Origin of the sequence: Streptomyces sp. H27-H1 (assembly GCF_026627445.1) — a bacterium.
Taxonomy (GTDB): Bacteria; Actinomycetota; Actinomycetes; order Streptomycetales; family Streptomycetaceae; genus Streptomyces.
Genome location: NZ_JAPNLJ010000015.1, coordinates 183,856 through 198,745, shown reverse-complemented (window position 1 = coordinate 198,745; position 14,890 = coordinate 183,856). Strand labels below are relative to the sequence as shown.

The window sequence follows — 14,890 nt, the reverse complement described above, 5'->3', positions numbered from 1 at the left end:
GCGGCATCGCGTTCCGCTTTGACAAGACGCCAGAAAGCTACGAGGCCGGCCTGCATCTGTGCGGTGCGATGCTCTGGCTCCGCAGCATCGCACCACATTCATAATCCGATCTCCAGACAGGACCTAGCCGCGTACCAGGCCCGGACGAGCAGCAACTCGGCCGGATCCCTCTGGCTCCCTGATCACCTACCGCCGGCCGCGGCGTCTTTCCGCTCCTCTACGCGCCACGGCCTGGCCTTCACTCCCTCAAGGACGACATCCATGGCACGCCCATGCCCGAAGGCGACAGCCGCCGCCGACCAGCCCGGTCCCCCGTCGCGGCGACCTGATTGAAGGCGCTCGCCGCCGCGATAGGCGTCATCTGCCTTTCACCCCTTCTCCTCGCAGCCACCGCCGCCGTGGCCGCGGCGGGATCCGCAGGACGCTCGACCACCTGCACCCCGGGACCCGGGGTCGACACGGCCGCAGTGGCCAAGGCGGTCGAGGCGATCCTCGGCACGAACGGCTCCATCAGCCAGGACGTACGCGTCGAAGGCCTGGAGCTGCCAGCCGAGCAGATCCCGCACGCGAAGACCATCGTCGCCACCGGCATCTCCCTGCACATCCCCGAACGCGGACAGGTCGTGGCGCTCGCCACCGCGATCCAGGAGTCCCGCCTGCGGAATCTGGACTACGGCGACCGCGACAGCCTCGGCTTGTTCCAGCAACGGCCCAGCCAGGGCTGGGGAACACCCGAACAGATCCGGGACCCCGTCTACGCCAGCACCAAGTTCTACAAGGCGCTCCTCAAAGTGTCCGGCTGGGAGCAGCTGACGATCACCCAGGCCGCGCAGAAGGTCCAGATCAGCGGATACCCCGATGCGTACGCGCAGTGGGAGCCGCTCGCCCGGGCCTTGCAGCAGGCCATCGTGAAGGTCCTGCCCGGCGCCGGATCCGGCGGTACGCCCGCCCCGGGATCACAGCCCCCGGCCGCCGGCGGGTGCCAGGGCGGTGGGGACTTCGGACCGATCCCCGAGGGCACCGTGCCCGAGGGGTACGAGATCCCCAAGGACGCCCCGGCGAAGGTGCAGACCGCGATCCGGTGGTCCATGGGCCAGCTCGGCACGATGTACCAGTGGGGCGGCACCTGCCTCTCCTCCCACGGCCCGGACCCCATGGGCCGGTGCGACTGCTCCAGCCTGACCCAGCAGTCCTACAACGCCGCCCAGATCGCCCTGACCCGCACCACGTATACCCAGGTCAACGAAGGTGCCAGCGTGCCGGTTTCCGACATCAAGCCGGGTGATCTGCTGTTCACCCGACCCGGTCCGAACGGACCCGAGCACGTGGCCATTGCCGTCGGCACGGCGAAGGGCACGGCCCTGGCGATCGAGGCTCCGCGGACTGGAAAGCCGGTCCGCATCGTGACCCAGGCCAGTCTCGGCGAGATCATCGCCGTCCGGCGGATGGTCCCCGCTTCCTGACCGCCTGACGGCCGTCCTTCCCATCCGGCTTCCTCGCCGGATTTCCCAGCGACCTTGCGCCGCCCAACCACGCGCCCCCGTCGCTTCCCCCTCAGATCAGCCACCGCACGAAGCCGTACTGCCCGTGCGGGCAAGGAGTTCAGCGCAGCCATGCCCTCGATCGACCGCATCATCTATCTCGCTTACGACCCGGGCGTCGCCCCCAAGGAAGGCGGCCTGCCGGGCCTGTCGGTCCTCAAGGACGTCGTCAACTCCATCAACCTGTACGGGATCATCGCCGTCGTCGGCGCCCTCTCGGTCAGCCTCGCCGTCTGGGCCTGGGGCCACTTCACCGGCGGCCACAACAGCGAGGCCAACGGTAAAAAGGGCGCCCTGGTCAGCGCCGGCGCGGCCCTCGGCCTCGGTGCCGCCAACGGCGCCGTCGCCTTCTTCTCCAACCTGGGCACCCAGGTCAAGTAGTGGCGAAACGATCCCGCAAACGCGCGCACCCCCGCATGTACACCCACGCAGGCCACTGGTCGGCGAACAAGCGCATCGCCTTCCTAGCCATCGGCCTGGCCGTCCTCCTCGCACTCGCTGGGCTCGCCGCCTGGTGGACCGGACGCTCCGAAACCCACCGGTCCGCCGTCCCCGGCCCCGCTAACTCGTCGTCCGCCCCTTCCCCGGCGCACCCTCCGGCCGGTGGAACTGGCACGGTGGCCCCTCCGGCGAAGATCTCCGACCCGCTCGCGTACGGGAAGGCGGCGGCGCAGGTCCTGTGGACCTACGACACCCGCACCACCAGCCACACCCAGCACCTCGCGGGCCTTCGCGCCTGGGTCACCCAGGAGACGAAGTACGCCGACTGGCCCGGAATCCAGGCCCTGATACCCGACCCGGTGCTGTGGACCCGGATGCACGACAACGCCCAGCACGCCGAGGCCACCGTCACCGAATCCCGGTTCCCCAGCAGCTTCAAGCAGGCACTGGCCGAGGACCCCACGACGCTCACCACGGCGTACATCTACGCCGTCACCGTCACCGGCAAGCAGCAGATCAGCTGGAACGGCGGCGGCGCCGGAGCCGAGGACCGCTCGGTCACCCTCGCCGTCCAGTGCCGCCCCGGAACGGACTGCTCCCTCGTCGCGATCTCGCCCCGGGTCCTGCCGTGACCCGCCCCGCCTCTGGAAAGGAGGTACCCCCGCATGGGGTTCTGTGACCTGCCCATCGCGAACAAACTGTGCACCGCCGCCGACGTGATCGACTTCGCGAATGATCCCGGAAAGGCGATCACGGAAGGGATCGGCAACTGGATCGCGAAGTCGGTCGGTGAACTGGCCATGGCCTCCAGTGACCTCGCCGTCGAGGGCATCACCGCCACCACCAAGATCGACCTCAACGCGACCTGGTTCAGGGACAACTACGAGACGCTGCTGCCCATCGGCCTCGTCATGCTCGTGGCCACCATGTGCGCCCAGCTCGTGCGGGCCGCGGTCAAGCGCGACGGCCAGGCCCTGAGCCAGGCGTTCACCGGCACCTTCATGGGCGTGATCTTCGCGTTCAGCGCCATCGGCCTGACCACGATCGCGATCGAAGTCGTCGACGCCTTGTCGGACGGGCTCTTCGCGGCGGCCGGGACCTCGATGGAGGAGGCAGTCCGGCGGAGCATCAAGGTCTCCGTCATCGGCGGTGTGGCCGGACTCGGCTGGATGGTGCCCGCCTTCGTCGGGATCGGCGCGGCCGTCGGAGCGTTCATGTTCTGGTGCGTGATGCTGATGCGCAAGGTCGGCATCCTGGTCCTCGTCACGCTCGCGGTCTTCGCCGGCGCCGGCGGCGGCTGGGAGGTTGCACGCCGGTGGCGCCGCGGCTGGATCGAAGCCACCGCGACCCTCGTCGTCTCGAAGCTCCTGATGACCGTGATCTTCATCCTCGGTATCTCCGCCCTCGGTGAGACCCAGGGCAAGGAGGGCACCCAGGCCCTGGCCGACATCATGGCCGGCATCGTGATCATGTGCCTGGTGCTCCTGGCCCCGTACGCCACGTTCCGGTTTGTGCACTGGGCGGCAGAGGGCGCGGACGGTGAGTCCCTCCACCGCGCCGGTGGTGCAGGTGCGCAGGTTGCCCGTCAGCACACTGAGCAGGCGGCCCGCAAGGCAGCAACCATGGCCGCGACAGGCGGGGCCGGCGGAGCAGCAGCAGGATCCGCCGCGCCCCAGGGGCCCGACTCGCTCGCCAGCGGCGGGTTCCCCGGTGACATCGCCTCCCAGTCGAGCGGTGGCGAGGGGCAGAAGCAGGGCTCCCAGGAGGGCGGCGGCATGTCGCCCGCGATGGACGCGCTGACGAAGGCGGTTCAGCCTCCGCCGACGAGCCCGCAGCAGGACACCAGCGGACAGCCTGGCGGCCCGTCCGGGCAGCAGCCCGGCGGTGGACCCCCGGCCAGCCCTGACTCCGGCAGCACGCAGTGGTCGGGCCGCGGGACCGGTTCTCCGCCTCCGCAGGGAGCCGCTCCGTCGACCGACACCGGCCAGTCGACCGGACCGGCGGCCCCGACGCCGCCACCCGCCGGCAACTGATCACCATCCGCTGACGGCAGGAAGCCCCGTGGGACGCGCCGCGCCCGCTCCGGCGCGTCCCACGGACCCACCCCGGCCTCCCGCCCGCACCTGAACGGCCCTCCACTTGTCAGATCTGTCTATCTCCCCGATGACGGTGAAGTTCCCCATCCGCTCCCGTCGCGGCATCCTCCTCGGCCTCACCCTCCCCCAGCTGACCCTCGTCTCGATCACCCTCGCACTGCTCCTCGCGACCGTCGTCACCTCCGGCCTCGTCGGCGCATTCACCATGACCCCGTTGTGGGCGGCCATCGCCACCCTCACCTTCGTCCGCCGCCAGGGCCGCTCCCTCATCGACTGGGCGCCGATCATCATCCGCTACGCACACCGGCGCCGGACCGGGCAGACCATGTGGCTGGCCCGCGCCGTCTCCCGCCCCCGCGTGGACGGACTCCTCCACCTCCCCGGCACCACCGCCTCACTGCGCGTCGTCACCCCGGACGGATCGCAGGCCGCCGCCGTCCACGACCCTCAGCAGCAGACCCTGACCGCCGTCGCCCGCGTCACCTCCCGAGCGTTCGCGCTGCTCGACCCTGGCACCCAGAACGCGAACGTCACCAACTGGGGCCGAGCACTGGCGAGCATCGCCCGCACCGGGCACGTCGCCACCGTCCAGGTCCTGGAGCGCACGGTGCCCGACTCCGGGGACGGACTGGCCCGCCACTGGGCCCAGCACGGCAACGCCCAGACCCCCGTCGCCGGGCAGGTCTACTCGGAGCTGCTGGCCTCCGCCGGTCCGGCCGCCGCCCCGCACGAGGCATACATCGCGATCTCCCTGGACCTCAAGGCCGCCAAGCGCCTCATCTCCCAGGCCGGCGGCGGCCTCGCCGGCGCCTTCACCGTCATGGCCACGACCACCAGCTCCGTCGCCCAGGCCGCCCGCTCCTCCGGCCTGACCGTCACCGGGTGGCTGACCGCCCGCGAGATCTCGGCCGTGATCCGCACCGCGTACGACCCGAAGGCCATGTCCGCACTCCAGCAGTGGTCTCCCAACGGCCGCGCCGAGGCGGACCCGGCTGCCGCCGGGCCCGTGGTCCAGATCGAGGAGAGCGACCGGCTCGCCACCGACTCCGCCCGACACGCCACCTACTGGGTGGAGTCCTGGCCCAGGACCGAGACCGGCGCCGGATTCCTCCACGGCCTCCTCTTCAGCGCCGGCGTCCGGCGCAGCTTCTCCCTCATATACGCGCCGCAGGCCCTGACGGCCGCCCTGCGCGATGTCCAGCGCCGCAAGGCGACGATCATCGCCGACGTCGCCGAACGCCGACGCAAGGGCATGGTCGACAGCGAAGAGGACAACGTCGAGTACACGGACGTCAAAGACCGCGAGCGCCAGCTCATCGCCGGCCACGCCGACGTCGCGCTTACCGGCCTGATCACCGTCAGCGCCGAGACCGACCCCCTCCTCGACGCGGCCTGCGCACAGATCGAAACCGCCGCTGTCACCGCTCAAGTCGACCTGCGCCGCCTCCTGTTCCAGCAGCCCGACGCGTTCGCGCTCGCCGCGCTGCCCCTGGCCCGCGCCGCCCTCTAGCGGCGCCGCACCATCCCTGCCCCGCAGGAAGGAATCCGTGACACCCCCCACCCCCCTCCCCGATTCACACCCCTACCTGCGCGCCGCCACAGCCGGTATCCGCCACCACACCCGCGGCCTCACCACCGGTACCCCAGCACCCGCCGACCGAGCCCACCTCGACACCGTGCACGCGCACTTCACCGCCCTGCACCAGCTCCTCGACAAGCTCACCGACGCCACTCGCACCGCGTGGCCGACCGCGGGCCGTCACCTCGCCGGCGCCCACACCCGCCTGTGGCAGGCCGCAGCCGAAGTCCACGACGCCTTCCACACCCTCCCCGCGAACCCCACCCTCGCCCCCGGCGCGGCTGAGGAGTGCAATCCGAACCGGCTCCCCGAAGGCCCGCCCGTGCTGACCATCTGCCAGCGCCACCTCAGCGCCGGACACGCCATCCGGCGCAAGACCACCCCCGCTGACCTGCGCGGCCACGTCACCCACTGCGGGCGATGACCACCCCCGCCCTCACGAGATCAGGCCGCCCCCGATGACCCACCGGCCCGCACGCCGCGCCCGACGCGCCAGCGCATCCCCCCTCTTCACCCCCCACGGCACCGACCGCGCCACCCGCCGCGCCGCACGGCGCCAGCTCGCCGAAGCCGAAGCCAAGGCCCGCGAAACGGCCGCCTCCCTCCCCGGCGGACACCTGCCGACCGAGGCCGAGATGCCGCTGCCGCTGTACCCGCCTTCCGGACGGCCTGGCACCGCCTCCGCCCGCGGAAACAAGTTGCGGCTGCCCGCACACCGCATGACCACCGCCACCGCGAGCGGCGCGTACCCCTTCCTCGCCGAGGGCGGTCTCGGCGCCGAGGGCGTCTACATCGGTCGAGATGTACACGCCGAGGCCAGCTTCACGTTCGACCCCTTCTCCCTGTACGGGCGGGTCGAGGGCTTCACCAACCCGAACGTGTTGCTCGCCGGCGTCATCGGCCAGGGCAAGAGCGCTCTCGCGAAGTCCTTCGCGCTCCGGTCGGTCGCCTTCGGGTACAAGGTGTACGTCCCCTGCGACCCGAAGGGCGAGTGGACCCCGGTCGCCACCGCCCTCGGTGGAACCTCCATCGCCCTCGGCCCCGGGCTCCCCGGCAAGCTCAACCCCCTCGACGCCGCGCCCCGCCCACCCAGCGTGACGGAAGCGGACTGGGCGGGCGAGATCCGCAAGCGCCGCCTCCTGCTCCTGGGGTCCCTGGCACGCACCGTTCTCGGCCGCGACCTCCAGCCGATGGAGCACACCGCCCTCGACGTCGCCCTCGACGCGGTCGTCCAGGCCGCCGCCTCAGCCGGGCGCACCCCGCTGCTCGGCGACATCGCCCACACCCTCAACCAGCCCAACCTCCTCGACCAGGCCGCTGGCACTATGTCCGGCCACCTCGGCGACGCCGCCCGCGACCTCGCCCACGCCCTGCGCCGCCTGGTCCACGGTGACCTCGCGGGCATGTTCGACGCGCAGTCGACCATCCGCTTCGACCCCGACAGCCCGATGCTCACCATCGACCTCTCCCGCCTGGGCGGCTCCGGGGACGACACCGCTCTGGTCCTGGCCATGACCTGCGCCTCGGCCTGGATGGAGGCTGCGCTCACCGACCCGGGCGGCGGCCGGCGCTGGGTCGTCTACGACGAGGCGTGGCGGCTGATGAGGCACGCCGGCCTGCTGGAGCGCATGCAGGCCCAGTGGAAGCTGTCCCGCGGGCTCGGTATCGCGAACTTGATGGTGATCCACCGCTTGTCGGACCTGCTCACCGCTGGCGACGTCGGCTCCCGAGGCCGCGCACTCGCCGAAGGCCTCCTCGCGGACTGCTCCACCCGCATCATCTACCGCCAGGAGAACGACCAGCTCGCCGCCGCTGCCGGACTCCTCGGCCTCACCAGCGTCGAAACCCAGGCCATCTCCCACCTCAACCGGGGTCGCGGACTGTGGCGGGTCGCCGGAAGATCCTTCATCGTCCAGCACCTCCTCCACCCCCAGGAATCCACCCTCTTCGACACAGATTCCCGGATGCACTAGCTACCCGGCCATCCCACCAACCTCAGGAACCGATCATCGAATTCCATCCCACCGCCACCATCTTCCCCATGCTCGACGAAGACGAACTCCAGGCGCTCGCTGAGGACATCCGCCAGCTTGGCCAGCTCCAGCCCATCATCCTGGACAGCGCCGGTCGACTCCTCGACGGACGCAACCGCCTCAAGGCCTGCGAGCTCATCGGCATCGAGCCGGTCTTCGCCACCTACGACGGCGACGATGCCGACGCGTACGCCCTGTCCGTCAACGCGCGACGACGCAACCTGACCAAGGGACAGCTGGCCATGATCGCGGCCAAGGCCCTTTCAATCACTGAACGATCGAACCGTTCAGTCTCTGAACAGTCCACTCGTTCAGTCAGTGAACAGGCAGGGGTGTCCCTCGGGCGGATCGGCCAGGCCAACACCATCCTCCGACACGCACCCGACCTCGTCGATCCCGTCATCAACGGCGCCATCACCATCGACGAGGCCTACAAGACAGCACGCGAGGCCAAGAACCAGGCCGAGTCAGCGGAGTCGCAGCTCGCCCGACTCCGGGCGGAGGACAACGAACTGGCCGATCGCGTGGTCGAGGGAGAGCTGACTTTGGCCGGCGCCTGGGCGGAGCGGAAGGCCCGCGCGGAAGAAGAGGTACGTCAGCGCAAGGTGGCCACACAGTTCCTCTGCGAGGTGGTGCCGCCCCTCGCCCAGGCCCGCGGCACGAACACCGCCAGCATGTTCGACCCAGAGTTCGTCCTGCCAGGCCGATCCATCACCCCCGAGGTCATCCAGAACGCCATGGCGGCTCTGACCGAGATGGCCGCGACGCTTCGGGAGCGTGATCTCGCATGAGCACCCCTTCCGACTCCCGCCTGTGGCAGATCGTCGAAGAGGCCGCCGCCTCCGTCACCGACGAGACCGGCCGCTTCCGCAAGAGCGATCTCGAAGACGAACTCCGCAACCGGCTCGCCCACGAAGATCTCGAAGTGCATGTCCGTGCCGCTGCCGCCGACAAGCTCGTCCAGGGCCTCGTGCGGGGGTTCGGCGAGCGGCGGAGCCCCAAGCCGCGGCGGCAGTCTGGGATGTTCCACCCCGAAGGCATCCTGAAGCTGGGCAACGGGATCTGGGTCTGGATGGACCGCGCCACTCGCACGGATCTCCTGGAGTGGGGCCGCCTGTCCACGCGGAATTTGGCACGGGTCGCGACAGCCGAGATCGACCGCCAGCGCTACGTCGCCGACCGTCTCGATGCCTTCCGCCAGCACACCGGCTTTGACCTCCTCGGGGAACTGGAACGGACCGTCTTCGGGTACATCGCATCGGAGGCGGACCCGTTCGGTGACGATGATCCGCTTCCTGACTCCGAGGAGGAAGCACCTCTGGACGGCGGGCAGCCGCGATGACCCCCGCCGAGCATCGCCGCGCCTTGGCTCCGCTGCCGGATCACCGAGGAACCGGAGATCCCGCGTGGCAGCAGGTATGGGCGAACTATGCGTACCTGATCACCCCGCTCCGTGAGCGCGGCATGGTCTGCGATGTCCAGCAGGGCCTCCAATACTGGCTCGTCTACGCCTACCCGCCCGGCCACGACTCGGTCCTCATCATCGGCCCCGAGGACAGCGGCTGGCTGGTCACCCACCAGGCACCCGCGGAGGACTGGACCGACTTCGCAGTCGTCTACGACTCCCGCGCCGGCAGCACACCGCCGGCGGGCCCCGATGCAGGGCACGGCCGTGAGATCGGCCCCCTGCTCGCCGCCGTGGACGCTCGCGTCGCCCGTCTGCCTCGCGTACCGGCGGCCCCCGTCTCGACGGTACCCCGGCACGTAGGGGCAGCCGCCGTGCAGACGACACACGGCCGCTGATCCGTTCCGATCGGAGAACGCATGAACCGACCTCCCGGCATGAGTGATGCCGACTGGGCCGACTACCTGCAGGCCGCCAACGACGACGCCCGTATTCAGGACGAACTCGCCGACCGCGAAGCTCAGGTGGAGAACGGTCTCATCAGCCACTACGACGAGTATGGGTTCTCGTGGGAGCCATCGGACGGCCTCGCCTGGACCGACGAAGTCATGACGCTTGCCGCCGCGTTCGAGCAAATCCCACAGAGGCTCGTCCTGCTCGACTCGGCCGGCAACGTACCCGACGGCCCTTGGCACCGCTCCTGTACCAGCAGGTGCACCAGGCCCAAGCGCTCGCCCGTGCAGCTGGCTATCTACTCGACATCGCCACGCAGTCCGAGCGATGTCCTGACTCCCGCGGTGTGGCCGCGCTCGCCCACCTCGCCTCTGCAGCGGCGCTGGCCTCAGCGGCCGTCGGCAGCCTGGCTGAAGCCCTCCATACGGAGAGCGCCCCTCCCCGGGTTGCCCGGCAGCACGTCGAGTGGCGCTTGGTGATCGCTCATGCCGATTCCCGTCGAGACCTCCGTCGGGCCGGCGAAGCCCTCCGCGCAGCAGGATCCCTGTACACCGACCGTTCGCCGGCCAAGGGCGTCTCGCGCCCGGCCGTGCCCACGCGCCCCCCAACGCCTGGGTCCACGCCTCGCAACCTTCGCTGAACACACAATCGAGAGGGTCCCCGTTCCTTGCACCATCCCGCCAGCATCCGCATCGGCCTCCACACGGCCGGACCGCTGGAGCTCCCCCGTTCTCCCCTCCAACGGATCCTTTGGGAACGCGGATTCGCCTACTCCCCCGAGCACGATGGGTACGTTCCGCCGCCGTCCCTCCCCGCCGGGCAGCAGATCCATCTCGTCCACGATGCCGTGCACGTTCTGCACTCCCTCGGCCACCCCGTAGCGCACTTCCATCACTTCGAGGAAGGCCGGTGACGGGCCCGGGCCAGAACCGTCCGGCGACCGGGACAGCCCCAGGCGACGGCCTGTTCCTGTTCGCTCAGCAGCTGGCCGCGAGCTTGGGGCCCGCGTGGGGCGCCTCAGCCCGACGGAATCCCGTCATTGCCAATGAGACTGGGTGGGACCCGGCAGAGAAGCGCTGTTGGGACAGGCGGGATGGCGTCCTCACGCGGGCTCTGCGCCACGCCAGAGACAGCGAGCGGGCCGTACTCACCCACCCTCACGGCTACCAGCTCTACCTGGTGGAGCGGCCTCGACGCGCTCGGCAGATCCTGGTGGCCGGAATGCTCCCCGCCGGCGCCTTCAAGTTCGACACGACCGCACCTCCGGCCGCGATCTCCGTGCCGAGGAACCCTGCGCGGGCAGCCGCCGCCATACGCAGCCGCAGCTTCCTGCCGAGCTACCGGCTGGCCGCCGCCGGCGTATCTCGGGAGACCCGGTTCCGAGAAGTCCAACAGGTTGTCTTCGGACGGGACTTCGACGGCTCCCCGCTCGTCAACGTGCTGTCGGCGCACGCGATGCGCCTCCTGCTGGACGTGCACTCCGCCTGGCTGCTGGACCCGGAATCCGGTCTATGCCGTCCCCGGAACCCTGCCGCCGATGCCGACGAGCTCGTCCGCTCCGCCGGCACCCTCCTGCAGACCTACGGCTACGAGGTCACCCTCACCTCTGAGCACCCCCGGGCCTATACCTTCCGTCCTCCCATCAGGCCCGTCGTGCCGCCCGCCCCGAGTCCGCCGCACGGCAGGCCCTCCGGGCCGGCCCGCTGACCGGGCTGCGCCCCGCATTCATCCACCGGCTCGCGACGAGCGAGCCGTCTTCACCTGGAGTCACCCTGGCTACCCGATCGACCATCGCCCGCCCCACGGAGACCGGCTTTACCGGCATCTACGTGCACTGGGATGGATACCCCAGCAACCACCTCCCCCTCCTGCTCGCTGCCTATCAGCACCGCTTCGCCGGTGACGCCGAAGCCCTGGCCGCTCATCTCATCGACTCGCCCGCGGTCGGATGGAACTCGCTGGGCGACGACCTCCTCGACGGCACGCCCGAGGACATCCGCCAGAACCTCGTCGGCCAGCACGGCTCCAGGCCGAGCTCGGCCATCGACGACATGTTCACGCCCGACGGCAGCCCGGCCGAGCGGATGACCTGTGACGAGTCCGCGTCCGGACAGGGCTGGCTGGAGTGGGCCTACGTCCTGCATCCCCACGGCATCGAGGTCCTGCCGCTCTCGGAGTCCGACAGCGGATCTGTCGTGGCCTGGGACCAGGACCCGACGACGCCCTACTCCGATGCCGTACGGGCCTGGCTCCCGGGGCGCCGCACACCGCCCGCGACCACCGTCCGTAAGCCGGCGCCCCTCAGTAAGCCTTCTGCCAAGACGGCACACCGTTGACCCTCGACAGCGACGCCCGTCCTCCCCGGGATCCCGGGGAGGACGGTGCGGAGCCTGCCCTGGGGCCTGCGGGTCTTCGGCGGCTGGCCCGCCTGGAGGCAGGACCGTACCTCGCCGGCCTGGGGCTCCCCGATCCGGGCCGTGCCGTCCGCGCCTGGGCTGATCAAGGAGCGCAGGCACCGTCAGCGGCGGCCCTCCACCTTCTCGTGGAGGGCGCCACCGGAGCGGACGGCGCCTTGCTGGGACTCCGTGACCTCCTTCGGGCCGCCGCCGCGTGGTGCCGGGACCACGAGGAGCCGGCCCTGGCCCGGCGCTACACGCACACCAGCGATCTCTTCGACGTCGCCGACCGGCTGCTCTACCAGCTGGGCGTCGACCTGCTCACCGCCGCACACGAAGTCCGCAGCGCACCGTAGGCGGACCAGACGCCGACTCCCCTTGATGAAAGGCGCTTTGAGTCCTTGGAAGCCCCGCACCTCTACCTCGGATGGCACCCCGAGTACGGCTTCGTCGCCGCGTCCAGCCCGCGCCTGACCGACCATCTACGCGACTGGGCCCTCGAACGCGTCCAGTTCGAGCCCGTCCCCGGCACCAACCTGCACCGGCTCACCGAGCCCAGCCAGGACGGCCAGCGCCGGGCCCGCCAGGCCGTGACCGCGATCCGCGGCCTGGGCCTCGTCGTCCAGGCCGACTTCACCCTCGATCCAGAGCTCAGCGCCGATCCTCCGCGGCCCGCGGTGAGCCTTGGCCTCGCCAAGCGTCAGGCGCGTATCGCCGGCGCGGCCACCGCCCGGTCACCGCAGCGCGGTACATCCGTCACCAGCGCAGTCGCCTCGGTTCACCGTGTGGGGCCCACCCCAGCGCCGGCGAGCACGGTCACCGGCACCACGCGAGGCCGCTAGTTCGCGCTAGAACCACCATCACCTGGTTCGCCTCCCTTCTCACCGAGGAATTCCCCTTTGGCTATTCAGACCCGCTGGAATGTCGAGCATCCCTGCGGTCATCAGACCGAGCACGATCTCTCAACCCGCCCCGCTGACAAGCGTGCTGGCTTCGCCCGATGGCTCGGGACGAAGGACTGCACCGCCTGCTGGAAGGCAGCCCGCGACGGCGACAGCGAGAGCCGGGAAGCCTGGCTCACCGGCAAGCGCGCTGAGGAGCAGGCCACCGCCACGGAGTGGGCGGTGAAGTTCTCCATGCCTCCGCTGGAGGGACCCGAGCGTGCTCTGGCGTGGGGTGAACGCAGTCGGCACCAGCTGGTTACGGCCGCGTACGAGGCTCTGGTAGCGGAAGGAGCCTGGGATGAATCCGACTGGGCCACGCTGGAGGAAGCCGTCCGCGGCATCCGCCGGGCGGGCTGGTGGATCGACCAGCGTGACGCTGCGGGGACCGACCTTCCCGAGCTCGTAGACGCCGCCTCCGAGACGGACCGCGGCAACGAGAACCCCCACCTGTAGCCCTATCTATCGCACGATCCGCGAATTCGATAATCCGGAATTCTCCGGATGATTGAAGTAATCCCCGCCGCTGCTCGGCACCTATTCGTGGAAGGACCCGGCCATGCCTGAAGCTGTTCCCCGCCCGCCCTACGTCACCCCCGCGGACGCCCTCACCCCCAACCGGGACATCACCCACGGCCACTTCGCCCCCGGGGACCGAGTCGTGATCATCCACGGTGTGGCGGGGGACAGCCTCTACGGTGACGCCGTCACCGTCGTAGCCCCGTCGTGGCACACCCCCACCGAAGAGGATGGCTGGCGGCTGCGCAACCCGCTCGGCGGCCAGCACACCTTCGTCACCGGGCACCCGCGCTACCTCATCCACCTGGACCGGCACTGCCCGGACTGTCTGATCCACATGCGGGCCCTGGAGGAGCTTCTCCTGCCTCGCCTGTCCTCAGCAGACGAGAACACCGAGATCGACTGCGGGTGGTACAGCCTGACCGAGTACGACCAACTCGTCCACGTCTCCGACACCAAGCACGGCCGATGATCCCCCTCGTCCGACCTCGGCTCTTTCACGTCGAGGACGTCTTCGAGGATGCCCTCGGCCGGCCCCTGCTCCACGTCGTGGACCTGATCGCATTCACCGTAGTTGCTCACGGGCCGGCCTTCACCGAGCGGCCGGTGCTGGAGGAGAACGCCCGTATGTGGAGCGCGGAGGAGTGGGTCGAGCATCTCGATGAGCCCTTCGACGAACACCCCTTCATCACCAGTCCCGGCGGGGACCGGCACGCAGTCCTCCATCTGGAGTTCCGGCTCCACCCGCATGATTCCGGTCAGCATCCCGGTACGTGGGAGCAGATCGCCGAACGGATGGCCCGGACCGCGGGCATCGCCGCACCGGCCGGCGCCCCGGGGTGCCGTTGGGTCGCCTTCCTCGGAGAATCGAACACACTGCACATCGTCGCCAACCTGATCCGCACCGATGGGTCATGGGCCGACGTGCCGCGCAGCCTCGCCCGCGACCTCACCGCCGAGGCACGACGACTCGAAGGCGACTTCGGCCTCCACTCCCCCCTCCCGGACAAGGCGCCGCAGGCACCATCCGCCTCCCTCGCGGGGACGGCGGAGAAGCTGCTGGCCGAACTGGCTGACCCCGAACTCGGGCTGCTGCCCAGAGCGGCACGCGTCAGCACGAAGACCGCCGAGGTCCTCTCCTTCCACCCCGGGCGGAGCACCGACATCAGCGCTCGTCTCGCGGCCGTGGCCACTCATCTGCGAGCGCTGAACGCCGAGGTCACGGCCATCGCCGTGCTGGCCGACCCTTCGTGGGCCACGCCGAGCCGAACCGCCGTACACCACGTCCAGCCCGTCCCTGCCCAGCCCAGCATTCCGGGCCCGCGAGGACGCTGAGCCAACTGGAGCCAGCCATAGCCCTATCCGACCACCACGTACACATCTCCCGCGATCCGCACTCCGACGAAGTCCTCGCCCGGGGCGGGGACGAGTACGCCGAGGGAATCCTTCAGCGCGCCGGGTTCATCCCGGTCCTACGCCAGCACGA

The 14,890-nt window shown here is 70.2% G+C and carries 19 protein-coding genes; all 19 read left to right on the top strand.

Going from position 1 to position 14,890, the window contains the following annotated elements:
- Positions 1-329: 329 nt before the first annotated feature.
- The 19 genes from OTB20_RS18905 to OTB20_RS18815 all read left to right on the top strand — a co-directional run bounded on the left by OTB20_RS18905 (position 330) and on the right by OTB20_RS18815 (position 14,739).
- Positions 330-1,463, top strand: coding sequence for a C40 family peptidase (locus OTB20_RS18905; protein WP_267818979.1), 1,134 nt, complete (start codon positions 330-332; stop codon positions 1,461-1,463).
- 150 nt (positions 1,464-1,613) lie between these two features.
- Positions 1,614-1,922, top strand: coding sequence for a DUF6112 family protein (locus OTB20_RS18900; protein ID WP_267818977.1), 309 nt, complete (start codon positions 1,614-1,616; stop codon positions 1,920-1,922).
- A gap of 35 nt (positions 1,923-1,957) precedes the next feature.
- On the top strand, positions 1,958-2,614 hold the full coding sequence (locus tag OTB20_RS18895; RefSeq protein WP_267818976.1) for a hypothetical protein: 657 nt from the start codon (positions 1,958-1,960) through the stop codon (positions 2,612-2,614).
- A 33-nt stretch (positions 2,615-2,647) separates the two neighbouring features.
- Positions 2,648-4,015 carry an SCO6881 family protein gene (locus tag OTB20_RS18890; RefSeq protein ID WP_267818974.1) on the top strand — a complete coding sequence of 456 codons (1,368 nt, stop codon included), beginning with the start codon at positions 2,648-2,650 and terminating at the stop codon, positions 4,013-4,015.
- A gap of 106 nt (positions 4,016-4,121) precedes the next feature.
- Positions 4,122-5,588 carry an SCO6880 family protein gene (locus OTB20_RS18885; RefSeq protein ID WP_267818972.1) on the top strand — a complete coding sequence of 489 codons (1,467 nt, stop codon included), beginning with the start codon at positions 4,122-4,124 and terminating at the stop codon, positions 5,586-5,588.
- Positions 5,589-5,625: 37 nt separating this feature from the next.
- Positions 5,626-6,081, top strand: a complete 456-nt coding sequence (locus tag OTB20_RS18880) for a DUF6238 family protein (RefSeq protein ID WP_267818971.1) — start codon at positions 5,626-5,628, stop codon at positions 6,079-6,081.
- A 34-nt stretch (positions 6,082-6,115) separates the two neighbouring features.
- Positions 6,116-7,630: an ATP-binding protein gene (locus tag OTB20_RS18875; protein WP_267818969.1), complete on the top strand. Its 1,515-nt coding sequence runs from the start codon at positions 6,116-6,118 to the stop codon at positions 7,628-7,630.
- 68 nt (positions 7,631-7,698) lie between these two features.
- Positions 7,699-8,481 (top strand): ParB/RepB/Spo0J family partition protein, encoded by a 783-nt coding sequence (locus OTB20_RS18870; protein WP_267818967.1) that lies wholly within the window; start codon positions 7,699-7,701, stop codon positions 8,479-8,481.
- Entirely contained in the window at positions 8,478-9,032 is a 555-nt protein-coding gene (locus OTB20_RS18865; RefSeq protein WP_267818966.1) for a hypothetical protein, read from the top strand. The genes OTB20_RS18870 and OTB20_RS18865 overlap by 4 nt, the downstream gene beginning before the upstream one ends.
- Positions 9,029-9,493 carry a hypothetical protein gene (locus OTB20_RS18860; protein ID WP_267818964.1) on the top strand — a complete coding sequence of 155 codons (465 nt, stop codon included), beginning with the start codon at positions 9,029-9,031 and terminating at the stop codon, positions 9,491-9,493. Before OTB20_RS18865 ends, OTB20_RS18860 begins: the two co-directional genes overlap by 4 nt.
- 39 nt (positions 9,494-9,532) lie before the next feature.
- The gene (locus OTB20_RS18855; RefSeq protein ID WP_267818962.1) at positions 9,533-10,027 is read left to right on the top strand and encodes a hypothetical protein; all 495 of its coding nucleotides are present in this window, start codon (positions 9,533-9,535) and stop codon (positions 10,025-10,027) included.
- A 188-nt stretch (positions 10,028-10,215) separates the two neighbouring features.
- The gene (locus OTB20_RS18850) at positions 10,216-10,461 is read left to right on the top strand and encodes a hypothetical protein (RefSeq protein ID WP_267818960.1); all 246 of its coding nucleotides are present in this window, start codon (positions 10,216-10,218) and stop codon (positions 10,459-10,461) included.
- A gap of 308 nt (positions 10,462-10,769) precedes the next feature.
- Positions 10,770-11,255: a hypothetical protein gene (locus tag OTB20_RS18845; protein WP_267818958.1), complete on the top strand. Its 486-nt coding sequence runs from the start codon at positions 10,770-10,772 to the stop codon at positions 11,253-11,255.
- Positions 11,256-11,377: 122 nt separating this feature from the next.
- A complete protein-coding gene (locus OTB20_RS18840; RefSeq protein WP_267818957.1) occupies positions 11,378-11,884 on the top strand; it encodes a hypothetical protein in 507 nt (168 codons plus the stop codon).
- Positions 11,881-12,300, top strand: coding sequence for a hypothetical protein (locus OTB20_RS18835; RefSeq protein WP_267818955.1), 420 nt, complete (start codon positions 11,881-11,883; stop codon positions 12,298-12,300). The genes OTB20_RS18840 and OTB20_RS18835 overlap by 4 nt, the downstream gene beginning before the upstream one ends.
- Before the next feature lie 45 nt (positions 12,301-12,345).
- Positions 12,346-12,786, top strand: coding sequence for a hypothetical protein (locus OTB20_RS18830; protein ID WP_267818954.1), 441 nt, complete (start codon positions 12,346-12,348; stop codon positions 12,784-12,786).
- A gap of 57 nt (positions 12,787-12,843) precedes the next feature.
- A complete protein-coding gene (locus OTB20_RS18825) occupies positions 12,844-13,341 on the top strand; it encodes a hypothetical protein (protein WP_267818952.1) in 498 nt (165 codons plus the stop codon).
- 103 nt (positions 13,342-13,444) lie between these two features.
- Positions 13,445-13,876 (top strand): hypothetical protein, encoded by a 432-nt coding sequence (locus OTB20_RS18820; RefSeq protein WP_267818950.1) that lies wholly within the window; start codon positions 13,445-13,447, stop codon positions 13,874-13,876.
- On the top strand, positions 13,873-14,739 hold the full coding sequence (locus tag OTB20_RS18815) for a hypothetical protein (RefSeq protein ID WP_267818948.1): 867 nt from the start codon (positions 13,873-13,875) through the stop codon (positions 14,737-14,739). The genes OTB20_RS18820 and OTB20_RS18815 overlap by 4 nt, the downstream gene beginning before the upstream one ends.
- The last annotated feature ends 151 nt before the right edge of the window (positions 14,740-14,890 follow it).

What these genes read in the sequence shown, in the direction of transcription:
- OTB20_RS18900 (WP_267818977.1), top strand. Translation starts at nt 1,614, where the DNA reads ATGCCCTCGATCGACCGCATCATCTATCTCGCTTACGACCCGGGCGTC.
- OTB20_RS18895 (WP_267818976.1), top strand. Translation starts at nt 1,958, where the DNA reads ATGTACACCCACGCAGGCCACTGGTCGGCGAACAAGCGCATCGCCTTC.
- OTB20_RS18890 (WP_267818974.1), top strand. Translation starts at nt 2,648, where the DNA reads ATGGGGTTCTGTGACCTGCCCATCGCGAACAAACTGTGCACCGCCGCC.
- OTB20_RS18875 (WP_267818969.1), top strand. Translation starts at nt 6,116, where the DNA reads ATGACCCACCGGCCCGCACGCCGCGCCCGACGCGCCAGCGCATCCCCC.
- OTB20_RS18870 (WP_267818967.1), top strand. Translation starts at nt 7,699, where the DNA reads ATGCTCGACGAAGACGAACTCCAGGCGCTCGCTGAGGACATCCGCCAG.
- OTB20_RS18865 (WP_267818966.1), top strand. Translation starts at nt 8,478, where the DNA reads ATGAGCACCCCTTCCGACTCCCGCCTGTGGCAGATCGTCGAAGAGGCC.
- OTB20_RS18860 (WP_267818964.1), top strand. Translation starts at nt 9,029, where the DNA reads ATGACCCCCGCCGAGCATCGCCGCGCCTTGGCTCCGCTGCCGGATCAC.
- OTB20_RS18855 (WP_267818962.1), top strand. Translation starts at nt 9,533, where the DNA reads ATGAGTGATGCCGACTGGGCCGACTACCTGCAGGCCGCCAACGACGAC.
- OTB20_RS18845 (WP_267818958.1), top strand. Translation starts at nt 10,770, where the DNA reads ATGCTCCCCGCCGGCGCCTTCAAGTTCGACACGACCGCACCTCCGGCC.
- OTB20_RS18820 (WP_267818950.1), top strand. Translation starts at nt 13,445, where the DNA reads ATGCCTGAAGCTGTTCCCCGCCCGCCCTACGTCACCCCCGCGGACGCC.
- OTB20_RS18815 (WP_267818948.1), top strand. Translation starts at nt 13,873, where the DNA reads ATGATCCCCCTCGTCCGACCTCGGCTCTTTCACGTCGAGGACGTCTTC.